Here is a 22,388-nt window from a genome sequence, read left to right as displayed (position 1 = left end):
CGTACACACCCGCGAAACCGCCCATGAACGCGGCCCCGATGGGGGATGGTTGAGGGGTGCGTAAATTCTGGGTGATCGGTGGCATCGGCGTCGGCATGGCCATGTGTTTCGTGGGGCTGCTCGTCGTCGGTACGTACTCCGCCGCTGCGGGACTCGCCGGTTCGGGCATGAGCGGGGCCGTCGGGCTGGCGAAGGGGGCCGTGCCCGCGAAGTACCAGCCGCTGGTGCAGAAGTGGGGCAACCTCTGCCCCGCCATCAACCCGGCTCTCCTGGCCGCCCAGTTGTATCAGGAGAGCGGGTGGAACCCCCGTGCCCAGAGTCCCGCCGCGGCACAGGGCATCGCTCAGTTCATCCCGGGCACCTGGGCCGGGCACGGGATCGACGGGGACAAGGACGGGGACCGGGACGTATGGGATCCGGCCGACGCGATTCCGTCCGCCGCCTCGTACGACTGCGAACTGGCCGGGTACGTGAAGAAGGTGCCCGGGGATCAGACGGACAACATGCTGGCCGCGTACAACGCCGGCGCGTACCGGGTGATCCGGTCGGGCGGGGTGCCGGACATCACGGAGACGAAGAACTACGTCACCATCATCCGGTCCCTGGAGAAGAGCTTCGCCCGGCCGGTCGGACGGGTGCAGCCCTCGCAGCAGGCGGCCGGGGCCATCTACTTCGCGCAGAAGAAGCTCGGTACGAAGTACCTGTGGGGCGGCAACGGCACGGCCGAGCAGGGCGGACGGTTCGACTGCTCCGGGCTGACCCAGGCCGCGTACCGGACCGTGGACATCGAGCTGCCCCGGGTGGCGAACGACCAGTACAACGCCGGCCCGCACCCCTCGCGCGACGAGCTGCTCCCCGGTGACCTGGTGTTCTTTTCGGACGACCTGAACAACTCGCGGGCCATCCACCACGTGGGGCTGTACGTCGGGGGCGGGTACATGATCAATGCGCCGTACACCGGGGCCGTGATCCGGTTCGACAAGATCGACACGCCCGACTACTTCGGCGCGACGCGCGTGACCAAGGACGGGGCCGCGGCTCTTCCGACCGCCCTTCCGGCGGCATGACGCGGGGTCGGCGGTGGCCGGAACTCTCCGTGAAGCCTGGGCCCTGAGCTGCGACGATGAGTCACTCTTCGATAACGTCATGGTGATCATTCGGTGGAGAGTGGAACGCACGCACGGAGCACGTCGTTCCCTGGGTGGACCGGATGAACCGGATCAGCGGTGCACCGACCATGTGTCGTCGACCGGGGAAGCCCTCACGGGCGGAGCCGCCACGCCGTACCGAACCACGCGGTGCCGATCCACGTACGACCGATTTACCGATCCACGCAGTGATCGAACCGACACGGGGGTTCGTCAAAGCGGTGCACATGGGTGTGCCCCGCGGCAGCAGACAAGGCAAGGGGCCGCAGCAGATGGCTGGACTCGCACTGGATGGGTCGAACCCCGACGTCAGCCTGCTCTACGACATCAACGGACTGGCGAAGTCCGCTCCCACCTGGTTCGACCGGGTCATGGAGTTCGTCGGCGAGTACGGGATCATGCTCGGCATGGTCCTGGTGGTCCTGTGGTGCTGGTGGAGCGTGCGCCGGCGCGGCACGGCCGATGATTCGGTGACGGCGGTCTCCGGGATCGTCTGGGCGCCGCTCGCCGCCGGGATCGCGCTGCTGATCAACATCCCGATCCGAGGCTTCGTGGAGCGGCCGCGCCCGTTCAAGGACCACCAGGGGCTGGACGTCCTGGTGGACGGGAAGAACGACTTCTCCTTCGTGAGTGACCACGCCACCATGGCGATGGCTCTGGCCGTCGGGCTCTTCGTGGCCAACCGGAAGTTCGGCATCGCCGCGATCGCCCTCGCTCTGCTGGAAGGGTTCTGCCGGATCTACATGGGGGTCCACTACCCGACCGACGTCATCGGTGGATTCGCGCTGGGTACGGCGGTCGCCCTGCTGCTCGCCCCGCTGGCGATGATGCTGCTGACTCCGTTGACGGCGGCCGTCTCCCGTTCGGACCGGCTCGGCCGGCTTGTGCGGTCGCGCCGGCCGGTGCCGTCGGTGGCGTCCGGCGGGCGGGCCGGAGCGTTCGGGATTCCGGAGCCGCGACCGGGCACGGCCGGCGGGGACGGCGAGAAGGACCTGGCCGCGTAGAAAGCGTTCACCGGAAGCCTTCACCGGAAGCCTTCACCGGAAGCGTTCACCGGAACCTTCACCGAAAGCGTTCACCGGCCGCGTGGACAGAGCCCAGGAGACGCGCGGGCACGCAGCCCGGCGGCGGCGATCGGACGGCGCGGCGCGGTGCGGCGTCACGACCGCGACCGCGCGTCAGAGCGCCTGCGGGAAGGCGAAGAGGCGCCCGGGGTCGTACTGCGTCTTCAGACGGGCGAGCCGGTCGGCCGCCGAGCCGTAGTAGGCCTGGCGCCAGTCGGCCAGCGTCGGGTCCGTGTAGTTCTGGTACGCCGCTCCGGACGCGTACCGGCGCATCACCGCATGGGTATTTTTCAGCCAGTCCTGTGGGGCGCTGCCCGCCGTGCCGGGGCGCCAGGAACCGATGTACTGGGCGAGTATGCGCGAGCGGCGGTGGACGAAGGCCGTCGCCTCCGGAGAGACCCGGTTGATCGCCCCGCCGAGTGCGGTGAGCGCGATGGAGCCACTGCCTCCGCCCTGGCTCACCGGGATCCGGGTGAATGCCTCGGCCCGGTCGAGCAGGGCCTGTACGCCTGCCGGGGACAGGGAGCGGTCGTAGAAGTCGGAAGCGGCGGCGTACGTCTCACGCTGGAGCGCGCCCTGCGGGGTGCGGCCGGGCGTCGTGCCCGGCAGATGGCACTGGGCGTCGGTGATGCCCGAGCAGCCCGCGTACACGAGCATCGACTCCTGGTAGCTGCGGCGGCGCAGCGATACGGAGGAGGCCGGGGCGCCGATCCGGTCGGCGAGGCGGTCGACGGCGTTCTGCAGGTCGCCGTAGGTACCGAGGCTGAACGCGGCCACCGAGACGGTCGGGTTGCGGCCGCCGGGGCCCGCGTCGAGATGCGCGGAGGACCAGATCTCGTCCGGCTGGGACGGCCCCCATTCCTGCCACGCCGTGACGACGGAGCGGGCACGCCACCAGGGCCAGGACATGTACGCGGTGACGGTCTGCGGAGCGGGGCGGGTACGGAACGTCAGCGCGGTGACCACGCCGAAGTTGCCGTTGCCGGCGCCGCGCAGCGCCCAGAAGAGGTCCGGGTGGTGCTTGGCGTCCACGGTGAGGGTCTTGCCGTCGGCCGTGACGACGGTCGCCGCGGTGAGACTGTCGCAGGTCAGGCCGTACGCACGGGAGGCGACGCCGTGACCGCCGCCGAGGGTGAGGCCGGAGATGCCGACCGTGGGGCAGGAGCCGCCGGGGATCGTCAGGCCGTTGCGGGCCAGGCCCTGGTAGACGTCGATGAGCTTGGCGCCCGCGCCGATCGTGCCGTCCCCCTCGACGCGGGACAGCGACGAGACGTCGAGCACGAGGCGTCCGTTTCCGCTGGACCAGCCGGCGTAGGAGTGGCCGCCGCTGCGGATGGACACGGGGGTGGCGGTGCGCCGGGCGAAGGCCAGGCACTCGCGGATGTCCGCCTCCTGGCTGACGTAGGCGACGGCGGCGGGTTTCTGACCGTCGAAGCGGGTGTTGTAGAGCTGACGGGCGGTCGGGTAGGCCGCGTCCTGGGGGCGTATGAGGGGGCCGTCGAGGCTTCTGGCCAGGGCGGACCAGTCCGCCGGGCCGGACGGGGCGGGCTTCGACGGGGCCGGTGAGGCGGGAGTGGCACCTGTTGTGCCCGATGCGTTTCCGCCGGAGCCGGAGCCGGAGCCGGAACCCGCTCCGGCGTCGGTACCCGAGCCGGACGAGTCGCTGCAGGCGGTCGCCGTGGCGCCGGTGAGGGCTGCCGCGGCCCCCGCGAGGAGCAGGGTGCGCCGGTCGGGCAGGGGCAGCGGGTTCATCGGACCTCCGGGGCGGGCGCTCATGGGCCGTTCGGTGGGGGGACGCCGGGAGAAAGAGGGGATCGGCGCAGGAGGAAGAGGAAGAGGAAGAGGAAGAGGAAGGGGAGGAAGAGGAAGGGGGATCGGCGCGGGAGGAGGGAGCGGGGAGGGGGAGGGGAGGTCAGGGGGGAAGGGTCAGGGTGCGGCGCGGTGTTCCGCGGCGTCCGTGCGGGCCCGGTCCCGGGAGCGGCGGGCGGGCCCGGACCAGCCGCAACTGCAGCGGGCGGTGCAGAACGAGCCGCGTTCCACGGTCGTGGGATCGTGCCCGGTGGACGCGGGGGCGGGGGGAGTCTGCGGTACCTCTTCGGTGTGTTGGACGTACACCCGTCCACGGTACTGGGCACGGCCACCCGGCGGTGTGGCATAAGGGAGTGGCGTGACGGGGGACACGGGCCGTCGTTATGCGGAACGGAGGGGGGGCTCGGGCAAGCGGTACGTCGTTGGGGGTTGGCAGGCGATGGTGGTGCAGCAGCACAGGTCCGGAGGCGGGGCGCGCGCTGTCTGCGCCCTTGCCGTGGTGGGCGTGTTGGCGGCGACCGCAGGATGCTCGGGCGGCGGTGGCGGCGGTGACCGTGCCATGGCCGATGAACGGGGCGGTGCCGAATCCCTCGACGCGGTCCACCGCGCGGCCGCGGTGCTCGCGGGTACGGGCACGAGGACGGTGAGCGGGACGGGCACGAGGACGGTGAGCGGGACGGGCACGGCGACGGTGACCGGGGCCGGGGACCGGACCGTCGGTGGAAGCGCCGAGGTGCGCACGTCGATGGAGACCGCGGCGGGCGGGACGCGGGTGACGATCAGGGGCCGGGGGACGTACGACTTCCGGCACCGGACGGGCCGGCTCACGGTCGTGCTGCCCGAGGACGCCGCCGGCGAGGACGAGCACCGCCCCATCACCGAGCTGCTCGCCCCCGGCGCGCTCTACATGATGAACCGCGGCGCCGGAGTGCCCGAGGACAAGTGGGTCAGGGTCGACACGACGACCCTGGAGGACGGCAATCTGGTCACCGGCGGCGTGACCGATCCGATGACCGCCGCCGAATTGCTGTGCGGGGCGCGGCAGGTGACGTACCTGGGACGGACCGAGCTCGCCGGGGTGGCCGTGCGGCACTACCGGGGTGTTCTGGACATCGGCCGGGCGGCGCGCGAGGCGTCGCCGGAATCACGGGGTGCGCTGACGGCCGCGGCAGAAGGGTTCCGTGCGCACGCGGTGCCGTTCGACGCGTATCTCGACGAACAGGGGCGGCTGCGCAAGGTGCGCCACCGCTTCACCTTCGCCGACAAAGGGCCGGCGGTGGAGGTGGTGTCGACGACGCTGCTCTACGGATTCGGTGTGCCGGTCTCCGTTCGACTGCCGGACGACCGCGACATCTACACCGGGAAGATCCAGCAGAGATAGCCGGACGGCAGGCGGCAGGCGGCAGGCAGCGGGCAGTGGCCAGCAGACAGTGGACCGCGATCGGCGATCGGCAAAGGACATCGGCAAAGGACCTCGGCCGAGTACATCGGCCGGGGTAATCGGCGGAGACGGCCGGGCGATGGACGGACGGCGCGGGGCCTAGGCAGGGCGGCGGGCGCGAAATGGTCCGTCCGTGCCATGCGCGGCGTGTGGTCCGCTCCCTACGCTAGGAAGTCGGCGACGGCAGTGAGAGGTGAGTGACATGGTGATGCTCGGCACGCGGACCGTATCCGACCATGTGGCCCTCGCCGAGATCGAGCTCTGCGGCGAGCTGATGATCGCCGCTTCGGCCGCGATCGGGGAACGGCTCAGCGCGGACCGTATCGACGAGGTGCTGAACGTCCGGGTGATCGCGGAACGGACCGCCGTCCCCCGGCAGGCCGACCACCGGGAGTGAGGACGGAGCCCCGCATCAGGTGCGGAGCAGGCGGGCGATGGCCTTCGTGGCCTCCTCGACCTTGGCGTCGATCTCCTCGCCGCCCTTGACCGCGGCGTCGGCCACGCAATGCCGCAGGTGCTCCTCCAGGAGCTGGAGGGCGAAGGACTGGAGCGCCTTCGTGGACGCCGAGACCTGGGTGAGTATGTCGATGCAGTAGACGTCCTCGTCGACCATGCGCTGCAGACCGCGGATCTGGCCCTCGATCCGGCGCAGCCGTTTGAGGTGCTCGGCCTTCTGGTGGTGATAGCCGTGTATACCCCGGTCGTGGTCGGTGACGACCGGTTCCGTCGCCGGGGTGGCGGCGGTGGAACCGGCGGCCTCGGTGGTGGTCATTACTGCCTCCCGTTTTCCCATTACCCTGCCGTTTATATACCCCTGGTGGGTATATCCTAACGAATTCTGCCGAAACGTGACCGGGGGCCCGTGCCGATCGCCGTGCCCGATGCGCGACACTGAAGAACGCCGGTTAGCCGTGGCCGGATGATGCACCTAGCATCAGCCTGACCGAATCCAAAGCACCCCGAGGACCCCACGTGCGCTTTCGTCTGACCCCCAGGGAGACGAGCTTCTATGACATGTTCTCCGCATCCGCGGACAACATCGTCACGGGCTCGAAACTCCTGATGGAACTGCTCGGGGCGGATTCTGCCTCCCGAGTCGAGATCGCGGAGCGCATGCGGGCAGCGGAGCACGCGGGGGACGATGCCACCCACGCGATCTTCCACCAGCTGAACTCCTCTTTCATTACGCCTTTCGACCGCGAGGACATTTACAACCTCGCTTCGTCGCTCGACGACATCATGGACTTCATGGAGGAGGCCGTCGACCTGGTCGTGCTGTACCAGGTCGAGGAACTCCCCAAGGGCGTCGCTCAGCAGATCGAGGTGCTGGCCCGGGCGGCCGAGCTGACCGCCGAGGCGATGCCGGGTCTGCGCACGATGGACAATCTCACCGAGTACTGGATCGAGGTCAACCGCCTGGAGAACCAGGCCGACCAGATCCACCGCAAACTGCTCGCCCACCTCTTCAACGGCAAGTACGACGCCATGGAGGTGCTGAAGCTCAAGCAGATCGTGGACGTGCTGGAAGAGGCGGCCGACGCGTTCGAGCATGTCGCCAACACGGTGGAGACCATCGCGGTCAAGGAGTCCTGAACCACGTGGACACCTTTGCGCTGATCGTGACCATCGGTGTCGCGCTCGGCTTCACGTATACGAACGGTTTCCACGACTCGGCGAACGCCATCGCCACGTCCGTCTCCACCCGTGCGCTCACTCCGCGCGCGGCGCTGGCGATGGCCGCGGTGATGAACCTGGCCGGTGCGTTTCTCGGCAGCGGTGTCGCCAAGACCGTGAGCGAGGGCCTGATCGCGACCCCCGAGGGCCACAAGGGGATGGGGATCCTCTTCGCCGCGCTCGTCGGCGCGATCATCTGGAACCTTGTCACCTGGTACTTCGGGCTGCCCTCCTCGTCCTCGCACGCGCTGTTCGGCGGCATGGTCGGGGCGGCGCTCGCCGGCGGGACGATGGTGCACTGGGACGGGGTGCTCGACAAGGTCGTCATCCCGATGTTCCTCTCGCCGGTCATCGGCCTCGTCGTCGGCTACCTCGTGATGGTCGCGATCATGTGGATGTTCCGGAAGGCCAATCCGCACAAGGCCAAGCGCGGCTTCCGGATCGCCCAGACGGTCTCGGCCGCTGGCATGGCGCTCGGCCACGGTCTGCAGGACGCGCAGAAGACGATGGGTGTCGTGGTGATGGCCCTGGTCATCGCCGATGTCGAGAGCCCGAGCGACCCGATTCCGGTCTGGGTGAAGCTGGTCTGCGCGCTGATGCTCTCGCTGGGTACGTACGCGGGCGGCTGGCGCATCATGCGGACGCTCGGCCGGAAGATCATCGAGCTGGACCCGCCGCAGGGGTTCGCCGCCGAGACGACGGGTGCGTCGATCATGTTCGGCTCGGCGTTCCTGTTTCACGCGCCGATCTCCACGACGCATGTGATCACCTCGGCGATCATGGGCGTGGGCGCCACGAAGCGGGTGAACGCGGTGCGGTGGGGCGTTGCCAAGAACATCATCCTGGGGTGGTTCATCACGATGCCGGCCGCGGCGCTGGTCGCTGCCGCGAGTTACGGGCTGGTGGCGCTGCTCTTCGGGTGACCCGGACCGGTGGTGCTGCTCTTCGGGTGACCGGGCGGGCGGTGCGTACGGAAATGGGGCCGCCCCCACTCCCTCTGCGGGGAGTGGGGGCGGCCCCTTCGCCTTGTGGTGGCACCGCCATGCAGCACCTCAAGGCCATCCTTGGGGTTATCCGAAACGGCCCGAGATGTAGTCCTCGGTCGCCTGGACGGACGGGTTGGAGAAGATGCGCTCCGTCTCGTCGATCTCCACGAGCTTGCCGGGCTTGCCGACCGCCGCGAGGTTGAAGAACGCCGTGCGGTCCGAGACGCGGGCCGCCTGCTGCATGTTGTGCGTCACGATGACGATCGTGAAGCGCTCCTTCAGCTCGCCGATCAGGTCCTCGATGGCGAGGGTGGAGATCGGGTCCAGGGCGGAGCACGGCTCGTCCATCAGCAGTACGTCCGGCTCGACCGCGATCGCGCGGGCTATGCACAGGCGCTGCTGCTGGCCGCCGGAGAGACCGGAGCCGGGCTTGTTCAGCCGGTCCTTGACCTCGTTCCAGAGGTTGGCGCCGCGCAGGGACTTCTCGACGATGTCCGGCAGCTGGTTCTTCTTGTACGAGCCGTTCAGCTTGAGGCCCGCCGCGACGTTGTCGAAGATCGACATGGTCGGGAACGGGTTCGGGCGCTGGAAGACCATGCCGACCGTGCGGCGCACGGTGACCGGGTCGACGTTCGCCCCGTACAGGTTCTCGTCGTCCAGCAGCACCTTGCCCTCGACGCGGCCACCGGGGGTGACCTCGTGCATGCGGTTCAGGGTGCGCAGGAAGGTGGACTTGCCGCAGCCGGACGGGCCGATGAAGGCGGTCACGGAGCGGGGCTCCACGGTCATCGAGATGTCCTCGATGGCGAGGTGGGAGCCGTAGTAGGCGGACAGGCCGCTGACGTCGATGCGCTTGGCCATCTGAATCACTGCTTCTTTCGTGCCGCGGTCAGCGGCCGGTCTTCGGGGCCTTCCAGCGGGCGATGCCGCGGGCCACCAGGTTGAGGATCATGACGAAGGCGATCAGGACCAACGCGGCGGCCCAGGCACGGTCGTACGACTGATCGGTGCCGACCTTGTACTGCTCGTAGATGTAGAACGGGAGCGAGGACTGTGCGCCTTGGAACGGGTTGGTGTTGATCAGCTGGCTGCCGAAGACCAGCAGCATGATCGGCGCGGTCTCACCGGCGATCCGGGCGATCGCGAGCATCACACCGGTGGTGATGCCGCCGATCGCGGTCGGGAGGACCACCTTCAGGATGGTGCGCCACTTCGGGACGCCGAGGGCGAGCGATGCCTCGCGGAGCTCGTTCGGGACGAGCTTGAGCATCTCCTCGGTGGACCGGACCACGACCGGGATCATCAGGATCGTGAGTGCCAGCGCACCCATCAGACCGGACGGGGCGGTCTTCGTCATCAGCATGATCGAGAGGATGAAGAGACCGGCGACGATGGACGGGATGCCCGTCATGACGTCGACGAAGAAGGTCACGGTCTTCGCCAGGGCGCCCTTGCCGTACTCCACCAGGTAGACGGCGGTCAGCATGCCGATGGGGGCGGAGATCAGGGTGGCGATGCCGACCTGCTCCAGCGTTCCGATCAGTGCGTGATAGACGCCGCCGGTCGGCTCGGTGCCGAGCACGCCGGCCATCGAGTGGGTCAGGAAGTACCCGTCCAGGCGCTCCGCGCCCCGGCTGATCGTCGTCCACAGGAGTGAGGCGAGCGGCACGACGGCCAGCAGGAAGCACACCCAGACGATGCTGGTGGCGAGCCGGTCCTTCGCCTGGCGGCGGTTCTCGACGACCGAGGTCGTGATGTACGAGATGACGACGAAGAGGAGGGCGGAGAACAGCCCCCACTGGGTGCGGCTCTGCCAGCCCGCCGCCGCGCCGGTGCCCACGCCCAGCACGATCGCGACGGCCGCGAAGGCGAAGGGGGCCCAGCGGGGGAGTGCCCGGCTGCTCAGGCTGGTCGGGCGTGCGGGCGCCGCCGGGGCGGGGCGCTCCTGGATGCCGGTGTTGGCTGCCTGGCTCATGCGTTGGCCCCCGAGTATTCCTTGCGGCGGGCGATGATCAGCCGGGCCGCGCCGTTGACCAGCAGAGTGAGGACGAAGAGTACGAGGCCGGAGGCGATCAGGGCGTCGCGCCCGAGCTCGTTGGCCTCGCCGAACTTCGCGGCGATGTTCTGGGCGAAGGTGCCGCCGCCCGGGTTGAGCAGATGCCCGGAGATGATGAAGCTCGGCGACAGGACCGTGGCGACGGCCATCGTCTCGCCGAGGGCGCGGCCCAGGCCCAGCATCGAGGCGGAGATCACGCCGGAGCGGCCGAAGGGCAGCACCGAGAGGCGGATGACTTCCCAGCGGGTGGCGCCCAGGGCGAGGGCGGCTTCCTCGTTCATCCTCGGGACCTGGAGGAAGACTTCGCGGCTGACGCTGGTCACGATCGGCAGGATCATGATCGCGAGCAGGATGCCGACGGTGAAGAGCGAGCGGGCGACGCCGACCTCGGTCTTCTCGAAGAGGTACGTCCAGCCGAAGAACTGGTCGAGCCAGAGGTTCGCGCCCTCCAGGTACGGGACCAGGACGAGGGCGCCCCAGATGCCGTACACGATGCTCGGCACTGCGGCGAGCAGGTCGACGACGTACGCGAGGGGTGCGGCCAGCTTGCGCGGCGCGTAGTGCGAGATGAACAGGGCGATACCGACGGCGACCGGGACGGCGATGGCCATCGCGATGACCGCGCTGACGACCGTGCCGAAGAGGAGGACCGCGATGCCGAACACCGGCGGGTCGCCGGCCGGGTTCCAGTCGAAGGTGGTGAAGAAGTTGCCTTCGTTCTTGGACACGGCGAGCGAGGCGCGGTAGGTCAGGAACACGGCGATCGACGCCATGATCACGAGCAGCAGAATGCCCGAGCCCCTGGAGAGGCCCAGGAAGACCTTGTCGCCCACGCGCCCGGACTTGGTCCCGGCGCGCTTGCGCGCCACCGGCGGTGCCGGCGGCGTTTCTATCGGTGTGGTGGAAGCCATGGTCTTTCCGGTCTGTGTGGGGGAGCGGCGTGGCTCCCCTGGCGGCGGTGCACCGGATGGGTGGTGGCGGGCCGGTCCGGAGGGGTGCACCGGACCGGCCTGCTGGGTGAAGCTGGTGTGGCTGATGAAGCTGATGTGGCTGGTGAAGCTGATGTGGCTGGTGTTGCAGGTGTTGCCTGTGCGTTCCGTTCTCGGTTACGAGAGGGAGCCGATGGTCTCGCGGACCTTCGCGTTGATCTCGGTCGGGATCGGGGCGTAGCCGGCGTCGGTGAGGAGCTTCTGGCCCTCGTCGCTGGCGGTGTAGTTCAGGAAGGACTTGACCGTGGGCAGGGTCTCGGCCTTGTTGCCCTTGTCGCAGACGACCTCGTACGTCACCAGGACGATCGGGTACGCGCCCTCGGCCTTGGTCGCGTAGTCGAGCTCCAGCGCCAGGTCCTTGCCGGTGCCCTTGACCTTGGCGGCGGCGATGGCCTTGGAGGCGTTCTCCGGGGTCGCCTTGACCGGGGCGGAGCCGCCGGTGTTGATGTCGACGGTGGAGATCGACTGCGAGGTGGCGTAGCTGAGCTCGAAGTAGCCGATCGCGCCGTCGACCTGCTTCACCTGAGCGGCGACATCGGAGGAGCTGGACGCGGCCTGGCCACCGGGGGCCAGCCACTTCTTCTCGGCCTCGTACTTCCAGTCACTCGGGGCGACAGCGCCCAGGTACCTGCCGAGGTTCTGGGTGGTGCCGGAGTCGTCGGAGCGGTGGAAGGCCTGGATGGCCTTGTCCGGGAGCTTCGCGCCGCTGTTGAGCTTGGCGATCGCCGGGTCGTTCCACTTCTTGATCTTGCCGTCGAAGATCTTGGCGAGGGTGGGGGCGTCCAGCGTGAGGCTGTCGACGCCTTCCAGGTGGTAGCCGATGGCGATCGGGCCGCCGACCATCGGGAGGTTGATGCCCTGGCCGCCCTTGCAGACCTTCTTCGAGTCGGCGACCTCTTCGGGCTTCAGCGCCGAGTCGGAGCCGGCGAAGCCGACCGTGCCCTGGTTGAAGGCGATGATGCCGTCACCGGAGGAGGACGACTTGTAGTTGACCTCGGCGCCCGAGCAGCCTGCCATGTAGTTCTTGACCCAGAGGTCCATGGCGTTCTTCTGCGCGCTGGAGCCGGAGGCGAGCAGCTGGCCCTTGGCGTCGTCGCACTTGATGTTCGACGCGGCGCTCGTCTTGCCGCCGTTGCCGCCGGTCGTGCCGCCGCTGTTGTCGTCCGAACCGCACGCCGTGAGGACCAGGGCGCCGGAGACGGCGAGGGCACCGAGCGCGGTGGCACGAAGCCGGTTCTTGCGCTGAAGCTTCACTTTTCGGGTGTTCCTTCCAGGAGCCGCCGAGGTCTCTTCGTTCTACGACGGCGTGCGATGGGGTGGGTGCTCCGGCGTTGCGCCGTGCACCGTGCACTGCCGAAGTTAGGCAGAACAGGTGAAGCGGCCTACGGGGGAGAGTGAACGGAAGGTGAACCGTGCAGGACGGTGCGGTTCCGGCCCCCGGTCAGACGCTCGGCAGGGCCGCGAGCAAGGCGTCCAGCAGGTCCCGGTCGCGGTCCTGGGTGAGCCGGGTACGGGCCGCTGCCGGGGAGAGCCAGCTCACCCGGTCGACCTCGGTGCCTGGCACGAAGGAGCCGCCGGTCGCCTCGGCCGCCCAGTAGGCGACCTCCTTGGGGCGGCCGTTCGCGAGATAGCGGACCGTGGGGAGCGCGGCGCCCGGCGCGCAGCGGTGGCCGGTCTCCTCCAGGGCCTCGCGCCGGGCGGCGTCCAGCGCGGGCTCGCCGCGCTTCAGCTTGCCCTTGGGATGCGACCAGTCGTCGTAACGGGGTCTGTGGACCAGGCATATCTCCAGCTCGCCGGAGCGTTCCGAACGGCGCCACAGCACGCACCCCGCGGCGAGCACCGGGCCGTTCTTCACGGTGCGCCTGCCGCCGCGGGCACCCACCGCCCCGCTCATGGCGCGATCACGGCCGCTGCGGTGAACGGCCAGCTCGCCCGGAACACGCTGCGGGCCGCCTCCACCTCATGGCGCTGGTCGGCGTGGAGCACCCCCAGGGCGTACGCGGTCGCGGGCGCGATCCGGGGGGTACGGGCCGCCGACGCCGCCGCGGCGGCCGCCTCCGAAGCGTCCCGGTGCAGATCGAGCGCGTGGCCCGGCGCGGCCAGGACCGGGTCGGGGCCGCCCCGTACCACCTCGTGGGCGTACCGGTGCAGCCGCAGCAGCAGCCGGGTCCGGTGCCAGGGCGCGTCCTGCGCCTCGTTGTACGGCTCGGCCGTCTTGTCCGAGGGGAGCGCGGCCACCGCGCCGAGCAGCTGCTGCTCGGCCCGGTCGGCGGGCCCGTGCAGCATCTCCTCGGCCGGGGCCCCGGCCGACGCGGCGAGCGGGACGTCGGAGGCCAGCAGCGCGACCGCGTCGGCCACCGCGTGGAAGCGGGAGGAGCCGAGAGCCTGGAGCGCCGCGGAGTGGGCACGGGTCCGGGCGAGGGTCAGCTGCCGTTCGAGCAGCGCACCGGCGCGGGCCGCCCCGACGCCGAGGGCGGCGCGCTCCTTGTCACCGGCGGAGTCGGTGCCCGATCCCGTGCGGGCGGCGGGCAGCGAGGTGCCGGACAGGGCGTGCAGCGCTTCGAGGAGCCGGGTCAGCCGGGTCGCGTAGGCGTGCTCCCGGGCCAGGGTGCCCGAGAGCCAGGCCAGTTCGGTGCGGAGCTGCTCGGCCCAGGCCGCGTCCAGCGCCGCCCGGAAGGTGTGCAGCGTGCCGCCGATCCGGCGGGACGAGCGGCGCAGCGCGGCGGCTGCCTCGTCGGCGGCGTGGCTTCCGGCGTCCGTGGGAGCGCTGTTCTCGCGGTGCAGGCGCAGGCTGCGCAGGAATTCGGCGGCCTGTTCCTGCAGGTAGGGCGTGAGCACCGCCCCTGCCGTAAGGTCCGCTTGCGTCGTCTGGTGGTCATGGCGTCGCACGCCGGCGCCTCCGGGCGTCAATGAGCATTTCCTGTACGTGCCGCAGCGGTTGGCCGTCCGCGTCCGTGGCGTGCCGGGTCCAGTTCCCGTCGGGACCCAGGTGCCAGGAGGAGGTGGTGTCGGCCATGCCGGTCTCCAGGAGACGGCTGAGCGCGGCGCGATGGGCGGGGTCGGTGACCCGGACCAGTGCTTCGATCCGGCGGTCGAGGTTACGGTGCATCATGTCGGCGCTGCCGAACCATACTTCGGGTTCGCCGCCGTTGCCGAACGAGAAGACCCGGGAGTGTTCGAGGAAGCGGCCCAGTATCGAGCGGACCCGGATGTTCTCGGAGAGGCCGGGGACGCCGGGGCGGATCGCGCAGATGCCGCGCACCCAGATGTCCACGGGTACGCCCGCCATCGCGGCCCGGTAACAGGCGTCGACGACCGCCTCGTCGACCATGGAGTTGACCTTGATGCGGACGTAGGCGGACCGCCCGGCCCGCTGGTGCGTGATCTCCTTGTTGATCCGGGCGATCAGCCCGTCGCGCAGGGACTTCGGCGCGACCAGGAGGCGGCGGTAGGTCTCGCGGCGGGAGTAGCCGGAGAGCCGGTTGAAGAGGTCGGAGAGGTCCGCGCCGACCTGCGGGTCGGCGGTCAGCAGGCCGAGGTCCTCGTACAGCCGGGCCGTCTTGGGGTGGTAGTTGCCGGTGCCGACGTGCGAGTAGCGGCGCAGCGTGTCGCCCTCCTGGCGCACGACGAGCGAGAGCTTGCAGTGGGTCTTGAGGCCGACGAGCCCGTAGACCACATGGCAGCCGGACTCCTCCAGCTTGCGCGCCCACTTGATGTTGGCCTGCTCGTCGAAGCGGGCCTTGATCTCGACGAGTACGAGGACCTGCTTGCCGGACTCGGCGGCGTCTATGAGGGCGTCCACTATCGGTGAGTCGCCCGAGGTCCGGTACAGGGTCTGCTTGATGGCCAGGACGTCGGGGTCGCTCGCGGCCTGTTCCAGGAACGCCTGGACGGAGGTGGAGAACGAGTCGTACGGGTGGTGCAGGAGTACGTCGCGTTCGCGCAGGGCGGCGAAGATGTCGGGCGCGGAGGCGGATTCGACCTCGGCGAGATCGCGGTGGGTGCCCGCGATGAACTTGGGGAACTTCAGCTCGGGGCGGTCCAGGGACGCTATGCCGAAGAGCCCGGTGAGGTCGAGGGGGCCGGGCAGCGGGTAGACCTCGGCGTCGGACACCTTCAGCTCGCGGACCAGCAGGTCCAGTACGTACGGGTCGATGGACTCCTCGACCTCCAGGCGGACCGGCGGGCCGAAGCGGCGCCGCATGAGTTCCTTCTCCAGGGCCTTGAGGAGGTTCTCGGCGTCGTCCTCCTCGACCTCCAGGTCCTCGTTCCTGGTGACCCGGAACATGTGGTGGGCGAGGACCTCCATGCCCGGGAAGAGCTCTTCGAGGTGCGCGGCGATGACGTCCTCTATGGGCACGTACCGCTGCGGCGACGCCTCCAGGAAGCGGGTCAGCAGCGGTGGCACCTTGACCCGGGCGAAGTGGCGGTGGCCGCTGACCGGGTTGCGCACGACGACGGCGAGGTTGAGCGAGAGGCCCGAGATGTACGGGAAGGGGTGGGCCGGGTCGACGGCGAGGGGGGTCAGCACGGGGAAGACCCGCTGCCGGAAGAAGGTGAACAGGCGGGCCTGCTCCTTCTCGGTCAGCTCGGGCCAGCGGATCAGCTGGATGCCCTCGTCGGACAGGGCGGGGGCGACGTCCTGCTGGTAGCAGGCGGCGTGCCGGGCCATGAGTTCGCGCGAGCGGGTCCAGATCAGGTCGAGGACCTCGCGGGGCTGGAGTCCGGAGGCGGAGCGGGTGGCCACGCCGGTGGCGATACGGCGCTTCAGTCCGGCCACCCGGACCATGAAGAACTCGTCCAGGTTGGAGGCGAAGATGGCGAGGAAATTAGCCCGTTCGAGGAGGGGGGTCGCGGGGTCCTCGGCCAGTTCGAGCACCCGTTCGTTGAATGCGAGCCAACTGCGTTCCCGGTCCAGGAAACGGCCCCGCGGCAGCTCGTCGCCGTCGACGTCGGGTTCGTACGCGTCGACGTCGGCGTCGATGTCGGGATCGAGGTCGGCCCGGGTGGACAGCGCGGCGCCGTTGGGCGACGCGGAGGCGACGGCGCGCGGCCGGTGCGCGGCGAGCGAGCCGACCGACGGCTGGACAGGTGCCTGGACCGGGACCTCGGAGCTGGGCTGCTGGCTCATGGACCCATTCTTCCGCGCCGGGGGGTCCGAGGGCGCGCGGGAGAGCGCGGAGATCGCGGGGAACACGCGGTCCGTGTGGTTCGTGGGGTTCGCACGGGCGCCACCGGGATTTCTCCCGTTGCGGGGGGTCGGCACAGCTGGCTGCATCCTGAAAGGTTCGCAAGCGCTTCTGAATGGCCGGTAACGGCGACATGACGTGCAGGAAGCGGTGTGCGGGTGCGCGGATGCGTCGTACCCACCGTTCCGGGCCCCGTGGAAGGGCCCGGAACGGAGGAACGGGCAGCGGGTTTCAGCCGTGGCGGCGGCGCAGCACCCGGAAGGCGACGGCGACGGCGAGCGCGGCCAGGGCGAGCAGGATCCCGGTCTCGACGAGCTGGAGCGGCCAGAAGTGCGAGGCGGGGTGGTATTCGTGGAAGCGGAGGTCGATGTTCTTCTCGGTCAGGCACTGCTTGAAGTCGGAGGCCCAGTCCAGGCACGCGTTGTCGGGCAGCCGCCGGCCGGAGTGGGTCAGCCAGCCCGTCCTGACGCCGACCGCCCCGTCGGGGAACCGGTAGCCGCTCCCCTGCTTGAACGTGTCCGTCAGGGTCGGCCACAGATGGTCGCGCACGGAGTTGACGGCCGCCACCAGTGCGCCGTACCCGACCACCGTCACGATCATTGCGGTCACGGTCCGGCGCAGCACCAGGCCGGCGAGGCCGCCGAGGGCCAGCATGCACAGGGCGTAGCCGACGGGGACGGTGCCCATCGAGCCGTACACGGTGCGCTCGTACCACTCCTGCCCCTGGTGCGCCCCGTCGGCCCGGTCCCGGGCCCAGGCGCAGGCGGCCGACAGTACGGAGACGGAGGCCAGCGTCACGACGGCGGGCACGGCGAGTTTGGCGGCGAGCCAGCGGGCGGGTGCCACGGACTGGGACAGTGCCAGCCGGTACGTGCCGCTCTCCATCTCGCGGCCGATCACCGGGCCCGCCACGAAGATCCCGACGAACGCGGGCAGGACCATCATCAGCAGGCCGGACCAGTCGAGGACCTCCCGCATCCACTGCCGGCGGTCGAGGAACTCGCGCACCGTGTCGCCGCAGCCGGGCGTGGTGTGCCGCACCGAGCAGCCCGTCGCGGCGAAGGCGTCCATGACGTGGTCGGTCCACAGCCAGGCGCCGGCCAGCACGACGACCACCAGGACGGGGAGCGTGCCCAGGAGCTGAAGGGGCCGCCGGTGCTGGGCCAGGACGACGCGGGCCGGGCCGCGCAGGGCGATCGCGCTCATATGGCCGCCACCGCCTCAAGGCTGCGGACCTCCGCGCTCGGCGTCAGCAGAGCGGGCGCCCCGGGGGAACGCAGATGGGCCAGGAGCAGTTCCTCCAGTGAAGGCTCCGCGGCCTCCCAGACGGTGGTGTCCACCGGGCCCTCCCTGCGCACCAGCGTGGTCTGCAGACGCCCCGCCGTGCGGGACTCGACGACGGTGTGCGGTGCGGTGTCCCGTACGGGACCGGTGAGGCGGGCGTGCGCGGCGAGCAGGTCGTCCGTCTCGCCGCCCAGGCGGACCCGGCCGCCGTCGACGAGCAGGAGGTAGTCGCAGGCGCCCTCCAGCTCGGTGAGGATGTGCGAGGACATCACGATGGTCGTGGAGTGCTCGGCGGCCTCGGCCATCAGCGCGCCCATCAGCTGGTGGCGGGCGAGGGGGTCGAGATCGGCCATCGGTTCGTCCAGCAGGAGCAGTCCGGGCCGCTTGCCGAGGGCGAGGGCCAGCGCGAGCCGGGTGCGCTGACCGCCGGAGAGGGTGCGGACCGCGGCGTCGCGCGGGAGCTCCCCGGCGATGCGTTCGGCGGTGTCCCGGTCCCAGGTTCCGGGGTTCAGCTCGGCGCCCGCCCAGAGGGTCCCGGCGACCGTCAACTGCGGGTACAGCGCCTTGTCCTGGGCCACGAAGGCGATCCGGGCCCGTGCCTCCCCGGGCGTCGTGCCCAGGACCCGTACCGTCCCCCTCACCGGCCGCAGGAAGCCCGCCGCGAGGGCGAGCAGGGTGGACTTGCCCGCACCGTTGGGGCCGACGAGGGCGCACACGCGCCCGGCGGGCAGCCGGAACGAGCAGTCGCGAAGCGCCCAGCCCCCGCCTCTGTTCCGGTACTTCATGCCGAGGCCGAAGGCCTCGATCGCAGCGCCTGTCATCCGGCCTGTTCCCCCTCGAAGGTCTTGTCCAGTACGGCGGTGAAGAGCGCGCTCACATCGTCCTTCTCCAGCCCTGCCGCGCGGGCCCGGCGGGCCCAGTCGGCGAGCTCGGCGCGCAGCGGCGCGTCGTCGACGGCCGCCGCGCCGCCGAGGGTCCGTGTGACGAAGGTGCCGAGCCCGCGCCGGGCCTCGACGAGACCCTCGCGTTCCAGTTCGCGGTAGGCCTTGAGCACGGTGTTCGGGTTGATGGCGGTGGCCTCGACGACCTCGCGTGCGGTGGGCAGCCGGTCGCCGGGCTCCAGCAGGCCGAGGCGGAGGGCCTGTTTGGTCTGCTGGACGATCTGGAGGTACGTGGCGACGCCGCTGCGCCGGTCGATGCGGTACTCGACCGCTGCGGTCCCTGCCATGCTCACCCCTTTCACTAATTAAGTAGTGAAAGGGTGGCGCAGAAAAGGGGCGGCGTCAAGCGACACCGCCCCCTGCGCGGGTGGCATCGAGGGAGACCGCCCCCTGTGCGGGTGGCATCGAGAGAGACCGCCCCCTGCGCGGGTGGCGTCGGGCGACACCGCCCCTGTTGCGCGTCGTGGCTGCTCAGGTCTCCGTGCGGTACATCAGGTCCACCTCGTGCGTCGTGAAGCCCATCCGCTCGTAGACGGCCAGGGCCGCCTTGTTGTCGGCGTCGACGTAGAGCATGGCCGTCGGCAGCGCCTCGGCGGCCAGGTGGCGCAGCCCGATCGCGGTGAGCGCCTTGCCGAGCCCGCCGCCCTGCGCGTCGGGCCGGATGCCGACGACGTACACCTCGCCGAGGTGTTCCTCGGCGTGCACCTTCGTCCAGTGGAAGCCGATCAGCTCCCCGTCGCGCTCGGCGAGGAAGAATCCCTTCGGGTCGAACCAGGGCTCCGCCTTGCGGTCGTCCAGGTCGCGCTGGGTCAGCGAGCCCTGTTCGGGGTGGTGGGCGAAGGCGGCGCGGTTCACGGCGAGCCAGGCGGCGTCGTCCTCACCGGGCAGGAAGGTGCGGACGGTGACGCCGGGCGGCAGTACCGGCTCCGCGATGTCCGGCGGGCTCAACGGGCGGCGCAGCTGGCGCAGTTCACGGAAGAGGGAGAGGCCGAGGACCTGCGAGAGGTGCCGCGCCGCGGACTTCCCGCCGTGCGCCCACACCCGCAGCCGCTTCCCGGTCAGGGCGAGCAGCGCCGCCCCCAGCGCCCGGCCGTGCCCCTGTCCGCGGTACGCCGGGTGCACGACCAGTTCGGCGGCGGGTGCCTCGACCGGGTCGGTGTCCTCCAGCTGCGCGTACCCCACCAGGACGGACCCGCTGCTGAGCAGCAGATGCCGCACCCCTTCGCGCCGCCCGCCCCGCAACTGCAGCCGTCCCTGCTCGGACACGGCCTGCCGGCCGTCGGACCGGGCCGCCTCGGCGAGCAGGTCGGACACGGCTCCGGCCTGCTCGGGGGAGAGCGCGTCGAGCGTCTGGATCTCACGTCCGGGGGCGGGGAGAGGTACGTCAGTCGTCATGTGTACGAGCGTACGGGGGGCGAGGGGCGTTGTGGGGGTGCGCACGGGGTCCGGCGTCCTGCCGGACAGCTTGGGCGGGGATCGGTGACCGGGGTGGATCCGGCCGGTCGTGGGATCGGGCCGGTCCGCTTCTGCCCGTGTATGTACGCCAAGCGGGCGATGTGCGGAAGTTGCCCCCGATTCCGACCGCATGGCAACCAGTTCGTAACCCTGGACGTCTGTCGCGCTACGCGCGTTGACCCTAGGCTGCGGCACGAAGTCTCCAGACTCGTCATCACCCTCAAACCTCCCGCTGAACTCACAAGGGGACCGATGTCAGCGACACCGCAGAAGAACCGCGCGCCCCGGCGGGTGCTCGCCGCCGCGGCCGGGCTCGCCACCGTCGGCGCGCTCGTCGCCGCGATGCCGGCCGGCGCCCAGGACCGTGGCCACGGGCACGGCCACGGCGGCCACGGCCACCACAAGCCGGCCCGTACCGTCGACGTACAGCTGCTGTCCTTCAACGACCTGCACGGGAACCTGGAGCCGCCGGCCGGCTCGGCGGGCACGGTCAACGAGACGCAGGCCGACGGCACGACCAAGGCGATTCCGGCCGGTGGCGTCGAGTACCTCGCGTCCTCGCTGCGCACCGCGCGCAAGGGGCACCCGTACTCGATCACCGCGGCCGGTGGCGACATGGTGGGCGCCAGCCCGCTGCTGTCCGGTCTCTTCCACGACGAGCCGACCATCGAGGCCCTCAACAAGCTCGACCTCGACGTCACGAGCGTCGGCAACCACGAGTTCGACGAGGGGGCCGTCGAGTTGGCCCGCCTCCAGAACGGTGGCTGCCATCCGGTCGAGGGGTGCTACGAGAAGGGCAAGAAGTTCAAGGGCGCGGACTTCCCCTACCTCGCCGCCAACGTGACGAACGAGAAGACCGGCAAGCCGATCCTCAAGCCGTACACGGTGTGGAAGAAGAACGGCGTCAAGATCGGCTTCATCGGAGTGACCCTGGAGGGCACGCCGAACATCGTCACGGCCAACGGCGTCAAGGGCCTGAAGTTCCACGACGAGATCGAGACGGTCAACAAGTACGCCAAGGAACTGGACCGGCAGGGCGTCAAGTCCATCGTCGCGCTGATCCACGAGGGCGGGGCGCCGGCCTCCTCCTCGTACAACTACGACTGCGACAGCTCCGGCGCCGGTGACGGCATCTCCGGGCCGATCGTCGACATCGCCAAGGGCATCACGCCCAAGGTCGACGCGCTGGTCACGGGCCACACCCACCAGGCGTACGTCTGCACGATCCCGGACCCGGCGGGCAACCCGCGCATGGTCACCTCGGCGTCGTCGTTCGGCAAGCTCTACACCGACACGACGCTCACCTACGACCGCCGCACCAAGGACATCGTCCGTACGTCGGTGAAGTCGGCCGGGGCCTCGAACCCCAAGTCGGCGAACCACATCGTCAGCCGGGACCAGCCCAAGGCCACCGACATGACGGAGCTGATCGCGCGCTGGAACACCCTCGCGGCGCCCATCGCGAACAAGCCGCAGGGCTACATCACCGCCGACATCAACGGCCGCGGCTCCACGGCTCCCGAGAAGCCGCTCGGCGACCTGATCGCGGACGCCCAGCTGGAGGGCCTGGCCCCGGCGGACAAGGGCGGGGCGGTCGTCGCCTTCATGAACCCGGGCGGTATCCGGGCGGACCTGGTCCACAAGGCGACCGGCAGCGAGGGCGACGGGGTGGTGACGTACGGGGAGTCGTTCACCGTCCAGCCCTTCACCAACATGATGAACGTCGTCGACCTGACCGGCGCCCAGCTGATCACCGCGCTCCAGCAGCAGGTCAGCGGCTCCAACGAGGCCAGCCCGAAGATCCTTCAGGTGTCCAAGGGCCTCACGTACACCCTGGACATGACGAAGACGGGCGCGGCCCGCGTGGTCACCGACACCATCAAGCTCAACGGTGCGGCGATCGACCCGGCGAAGACCTACCGCGTCGCGATGAACGAGTTCCTGGCGGGCGGCGGTGACGGCTTCGCGGCACTCGGCCAGGGCACCAACAAGCTGGTCGGCCCGTCCGACCTGGACGTCTTCAACGCCTACCTGGCGGCCCACTCGTCGGCCGCCGCGCCGCTGGCCCCGCCGGCGACGGACCGGATCACGGTCATCCAGTAACTCCCGTATGCGGGTGAGTGGGGCGGTGGGCCGGCGGGCCCACCGCCCCACTGCGTGTTTCCGCGGGGCGAGGGGACCGGGGCACGGCGCCACGACGGACGAGCACGGCGTGGCCTGCGCCCCACCCCCTCGGTGCCCCCGGCCGCCCCACCCCGCGCTGGTTACCCCTCCGTACAACGTGACACTTACCCCCGCAACTGTCACGTTCTGATCTCCATCGAGGTCTCTCCCGCAGAGGTTGAGCGTGCC

21 protein-coding genes are annotated in these 22,388 nt (G+C 70.3%); 7 read left to right on the top strand and 14 right to left on the bottom strand.

All coding sequences use genetic code 11. The features are described 5' to 3' along the window. Window positions 1-56: 56 nt before the first annotated feature. Window positions 57-1,067: an NlpC/P60 family protein gene (locus ACIOMQ_RS05365; RefSeq protein WP_401262747.1), complete on the top strand. Its 1,011-nt coding sequence runs from the start codon at window positions 57-59 to the stop codon at window positions 1,065-1,067. A gap of 353 nt (window positions 1,068-1,420) precedes the next feature. Beyond that, window positions 1,421-2,152: a phosphatase PAP2 family protein gene (locus tag ACIOMQ_RS05360; protein ID WP_401262749.1), complete on the top strand. Its 732-nt coding sequence runs from the start codon at window positions 1,421-1,423 to the stop codon at window positions 2,150-2,152. Window positions 2,153-2,326: 174 nt separating this feature from the next. On the opposite strand, the gene ACIOMQ_RS05355 is transcribed toward ACIOMQ_RS05360, so the two are convergent. Together ACIOMQ_RS05355 and ACIOMQ_RS05350 are read right to left on the bottom strand one after the other, a co-directional pair. Continuing rightward, on the bottom strand, window positions 2,327-3,964 hold the full coding sequence (locus tag ACIOMQ_RS05355; protein WP_401936739.1) for an FAD-binding oxidoreductase: 1,638 nt from the start codon (window positions 3,962-3,964) through the stop codon (window positions 2,327-2,329). A gap of 174 nt (window positions 3,965-4,138) precedes the next feature. Beyond that, window positions 4,139-4,327: a hypothetical protein gene (locus tag ACIOMQ_RS05350; protein WP_362206379.1), complete on the bottom strand. Its 189-nt coding sequence runs from the start codon at window positions 4,325-4,327 to the stop codon at window positions 4,139-4,141. Window positions 4,328-4,460: 133 nt separating this feature from the next. Between ACIOMQ_RS05350 and ACIOMQ_RS05345 the strand changes: the two genes are divergently transcribed. Beyond that, window positions 4,461-5,402, top strand: a complete 942-nt coding sequence (locus ACIOMQ_RS05345) for a hypothetical protein (RefSeq protein WP_401936742.1) — start codon at window positions 4,461-4,463, stop codon at window positions 5,400-5,402. Between the two features lie 262 nt (window positions 5,403-5,664). Next, window positions 5,665-5,859, top strand: coding sequence for a hypothetical protein (locus ACIOMQ_RS05340; RefSeq protein WP_402187897.1), 195 nt, complete (start codon window positions 5,665-5,667; stop codon window positions 5,857-5,859). 15 nt (window positions 5,860-5,874) lie between these two features. Here the strand turns inward: ACIOMQ_RS05340 and ACIOMQ_RS05335 are convergent, their stop codons facing one another. Next, window positions 5,875-6,234, bottom strand: coding sequence for a metal-sensitive transcriptional regulator (locus tag ACIOMQ_RS05335; RefSeq protein WP_362206382.1), 360 nt, complete (start codon window positions 6,232-6,234; stop codon window positions 5,875-5,877). 200 nt (window positions 6,235-6,434) lie between these two features. On the opposite strand from ACIOMQ_RS05335, the gene ACIOMQ_RS05330 reads away from it, so the two are divergent. Both ACIOMQ_RS05330 and ACIOMQ_RS05325 read left to right on the top strand, forming a co-directional pair. After that, window positions 6,435-7,055, top strand: a complete 621-nt coding sequence (locus tag ACIOMQ_RS05330; RefSeq protein ID WP_114245730.1) for a DUF47 domain-containing protein — start codon at window positions 6,435-6,437, stop codon at window positions 7,053-7,055. Window positions 7,056-7,060: 5 nt separating this feature from the next. After that, entirely contained in the window at window positions 7,061-8,059 is a 999-nt protein-coding gene (locus tag ACIOMQ_RS05325) for an inorganic phosphate transporter (protein ID WP_362206383.1), read from the top strand. Window positions 8,060-8,206: 147 nt separating this feature from the next. Here the strand turns inward: ACIOMQ_RS05325 and pstB are convergent, their stop codons facing one another. The 11 genes from pstB to mshD all read right to left on the bottom strand — a co-directional run bounded on the left by pstB (window position 8,207) and on the right by mshD (window position 19,976). Next, window positions 8,207-8,983: a phosphate ABC transporter ATP-binding protein PstB gene (gene pstB / locus ACIOMQ_RS05320; RefSeq protein ID WP_362206384.1), complete on the bottom strand. Its 777-nt coding sequence runs from the start codon at window positions 8,981-8,983 to the stop codon at window positions 8,207-8,209. A 28-nt stretch (window positions 8,984-9,011) separates the two neighbouring features. Beyond that, window positions 9,012-10,097: a phosphate ABC transporter permease PstA gene (pstA, locus tag ACIOMQ_RS05315; RefSeq protein ID WP_401262760.1), complete on the bottom strand. Its 1,086-nt coding sequence runs from the start codon at window positions 10,095-10,097 to the stop codon at window positions 9,012-9,014. Further along, on the bottom strand, window positions 10,094-11,089 hold the full coding sequence (gene pstC, locus ACIOMQ_RS05310; RefSeq protein ID WP_362206386.1) for a phosphate ABC transporter permease subunit PstC: 996 nt from the start codon (window positions 11,087-11,089) through the stop codon (window positions 10,094-10,096). The genes pstA and pstC overlap by 4 nt, the downstream gene beginning before the upstream one ends. Window positions 11,090-11,284: 195 nt before the next feature. Beyond that, a complete protein-coding gene (gene pstS, locus ACIOMQ_RS05305) occupies window positions 11,285-12,421 on the bottom strand; it encodes a phosphate ABC transporter substrate-binding protein PstS (protein WP_362206387.1) in 1,137 nt (378 codons plus the stop codon). 187 nt (window positions 12,422-12,608) lie between these two features. Next, on the bottom strand, window positions 12,609-13,061 hold the full coding sequence (locus tag ACIOMQ_RS05300) for an NUDIX hydrolase (protein WP_402187895.1): 453 nt from the start codon (window positions 13,059-13,061) through the stop codon (window positions 12,609-12,611). Beyond that, on the bottom strand, window positions 13,058-14,056 hold the full coding sequence (locus ACIOMQ_RS05295; protein WP_401262764.1) for a CHAD domain-containing protein: 999 nt from the start codon (window positions 14,054-14,056) through the stop codon (window positions 13,058-13,060). The genes ACIOMQ_RS05300 and ACIOMQ_RS05295 overlap by 4 nt, the downstream gene beginning before the upstream one ends. Beyond that, window positions 14,043-16,298 (bottom strand): RNA degradosome polyphosphate kinase, encoded by a 2,256-nt coding sequence (locus ACIOMQ_RS05290; RefSeq protein WP_362206390.1) that lies wholly within the window; start codon window positions 16,296-16,298, stop codon window positions 14,043-14,045. The genes ACIOMQ_RS05295 and ACIOMQ_RS05290 overlap by 14 nt, the downstream gene beginning before the upstream one ends. A 289-nt stretch (window positions 16,299-16,587) precedes the next feature. Next, the gene (locus tag ACIOMQ_RS05285) at window positions 16,588-17,562 is read right to left on the bottom strand and encodes an ABC transporter permease (RefSeq protein WP_362206391.1); all 975 of its coding nucleotides are present in this window, start codon (window positions 17,560-17,562) and stop codon (window positions 16,588-16,590) included. Continuing rightward, window positions 17,559-18,461: an ABC transporter ATP-binding protein gene (locus ACIOMQ_RS05280; RefSeq protein WP_401758759.1), complete on the bottom strand. Its 903-nt coding sequence runs from the start codon at window positions 18,459-18,461 to the stop codon at window positions 17,559-17,561. Before ACIOMQ_RS05280 ends, ACIOMQ_RS05285 begins: the two co-directional genes overlap by 4 nt. After that, window positions 18,458-18,868: a GntR family transcriptional regulator gene (locus ACIOMQ_RS05275; protein WP_362206393.1), complete on the bottom strand. Its 411-nt coding sequence runs from the start codon at window positions 18,866-18,868 to the stop codon at window positions 18,458-18,460. The genes ACIOMQ_RS05280 and ACIOMQ_RS05275 overlap by 4 nt, the downstream gene beginning before the upstream one ends. 184 nt (window positions 18,869-19,052) lie before the next feature. After that, the gene (gene mshD / locus ACIOMQ_RS05270) at window positions 19,053-19,976 is read right to left on the bottom strand and encodes a mycothiol synthase (RefSeq protein WP_362206394.1); all 924 of its coding nucleotides are present in this window, start codon (window positions 19,974-19,976) and stop codon (window positions 19,053-19,055) included. Between the two features lie 312 nt (window positions 19,977-20,288). On the opposite strand from mshD, the gene ACIOMQ_RS05265 reads away from it, so the two are divergent. Next, window positions 20,289-22,139, top strand: a complete 1,851-nt coding sequence (locus tag ACIOMQ_RS05265) for a bifunctional metallophosphatase/5'-nucleotidase (RefSeq protein WP_362206395.1) — start codon at window positions 20,289-20,291, stop codon at window positions 22,137-22,139. Window positions 22,140-22,388 lie beyond the last annotated feature (249 nt).

The organism is Streptomyces sp. NPDC087845 (assembly GCF_044742755.1).
Taxonomy (GTDB): domain Bacteria; phylum Actinomycetota; class Actinomycetes; order Streptomycetales; family Streptomycetaceae; genus Streptomyces.
Note: the sequence above shows the minus strand (reverse complement) of the source record. Positions and strands in the feature narration are given on the sequence as shown.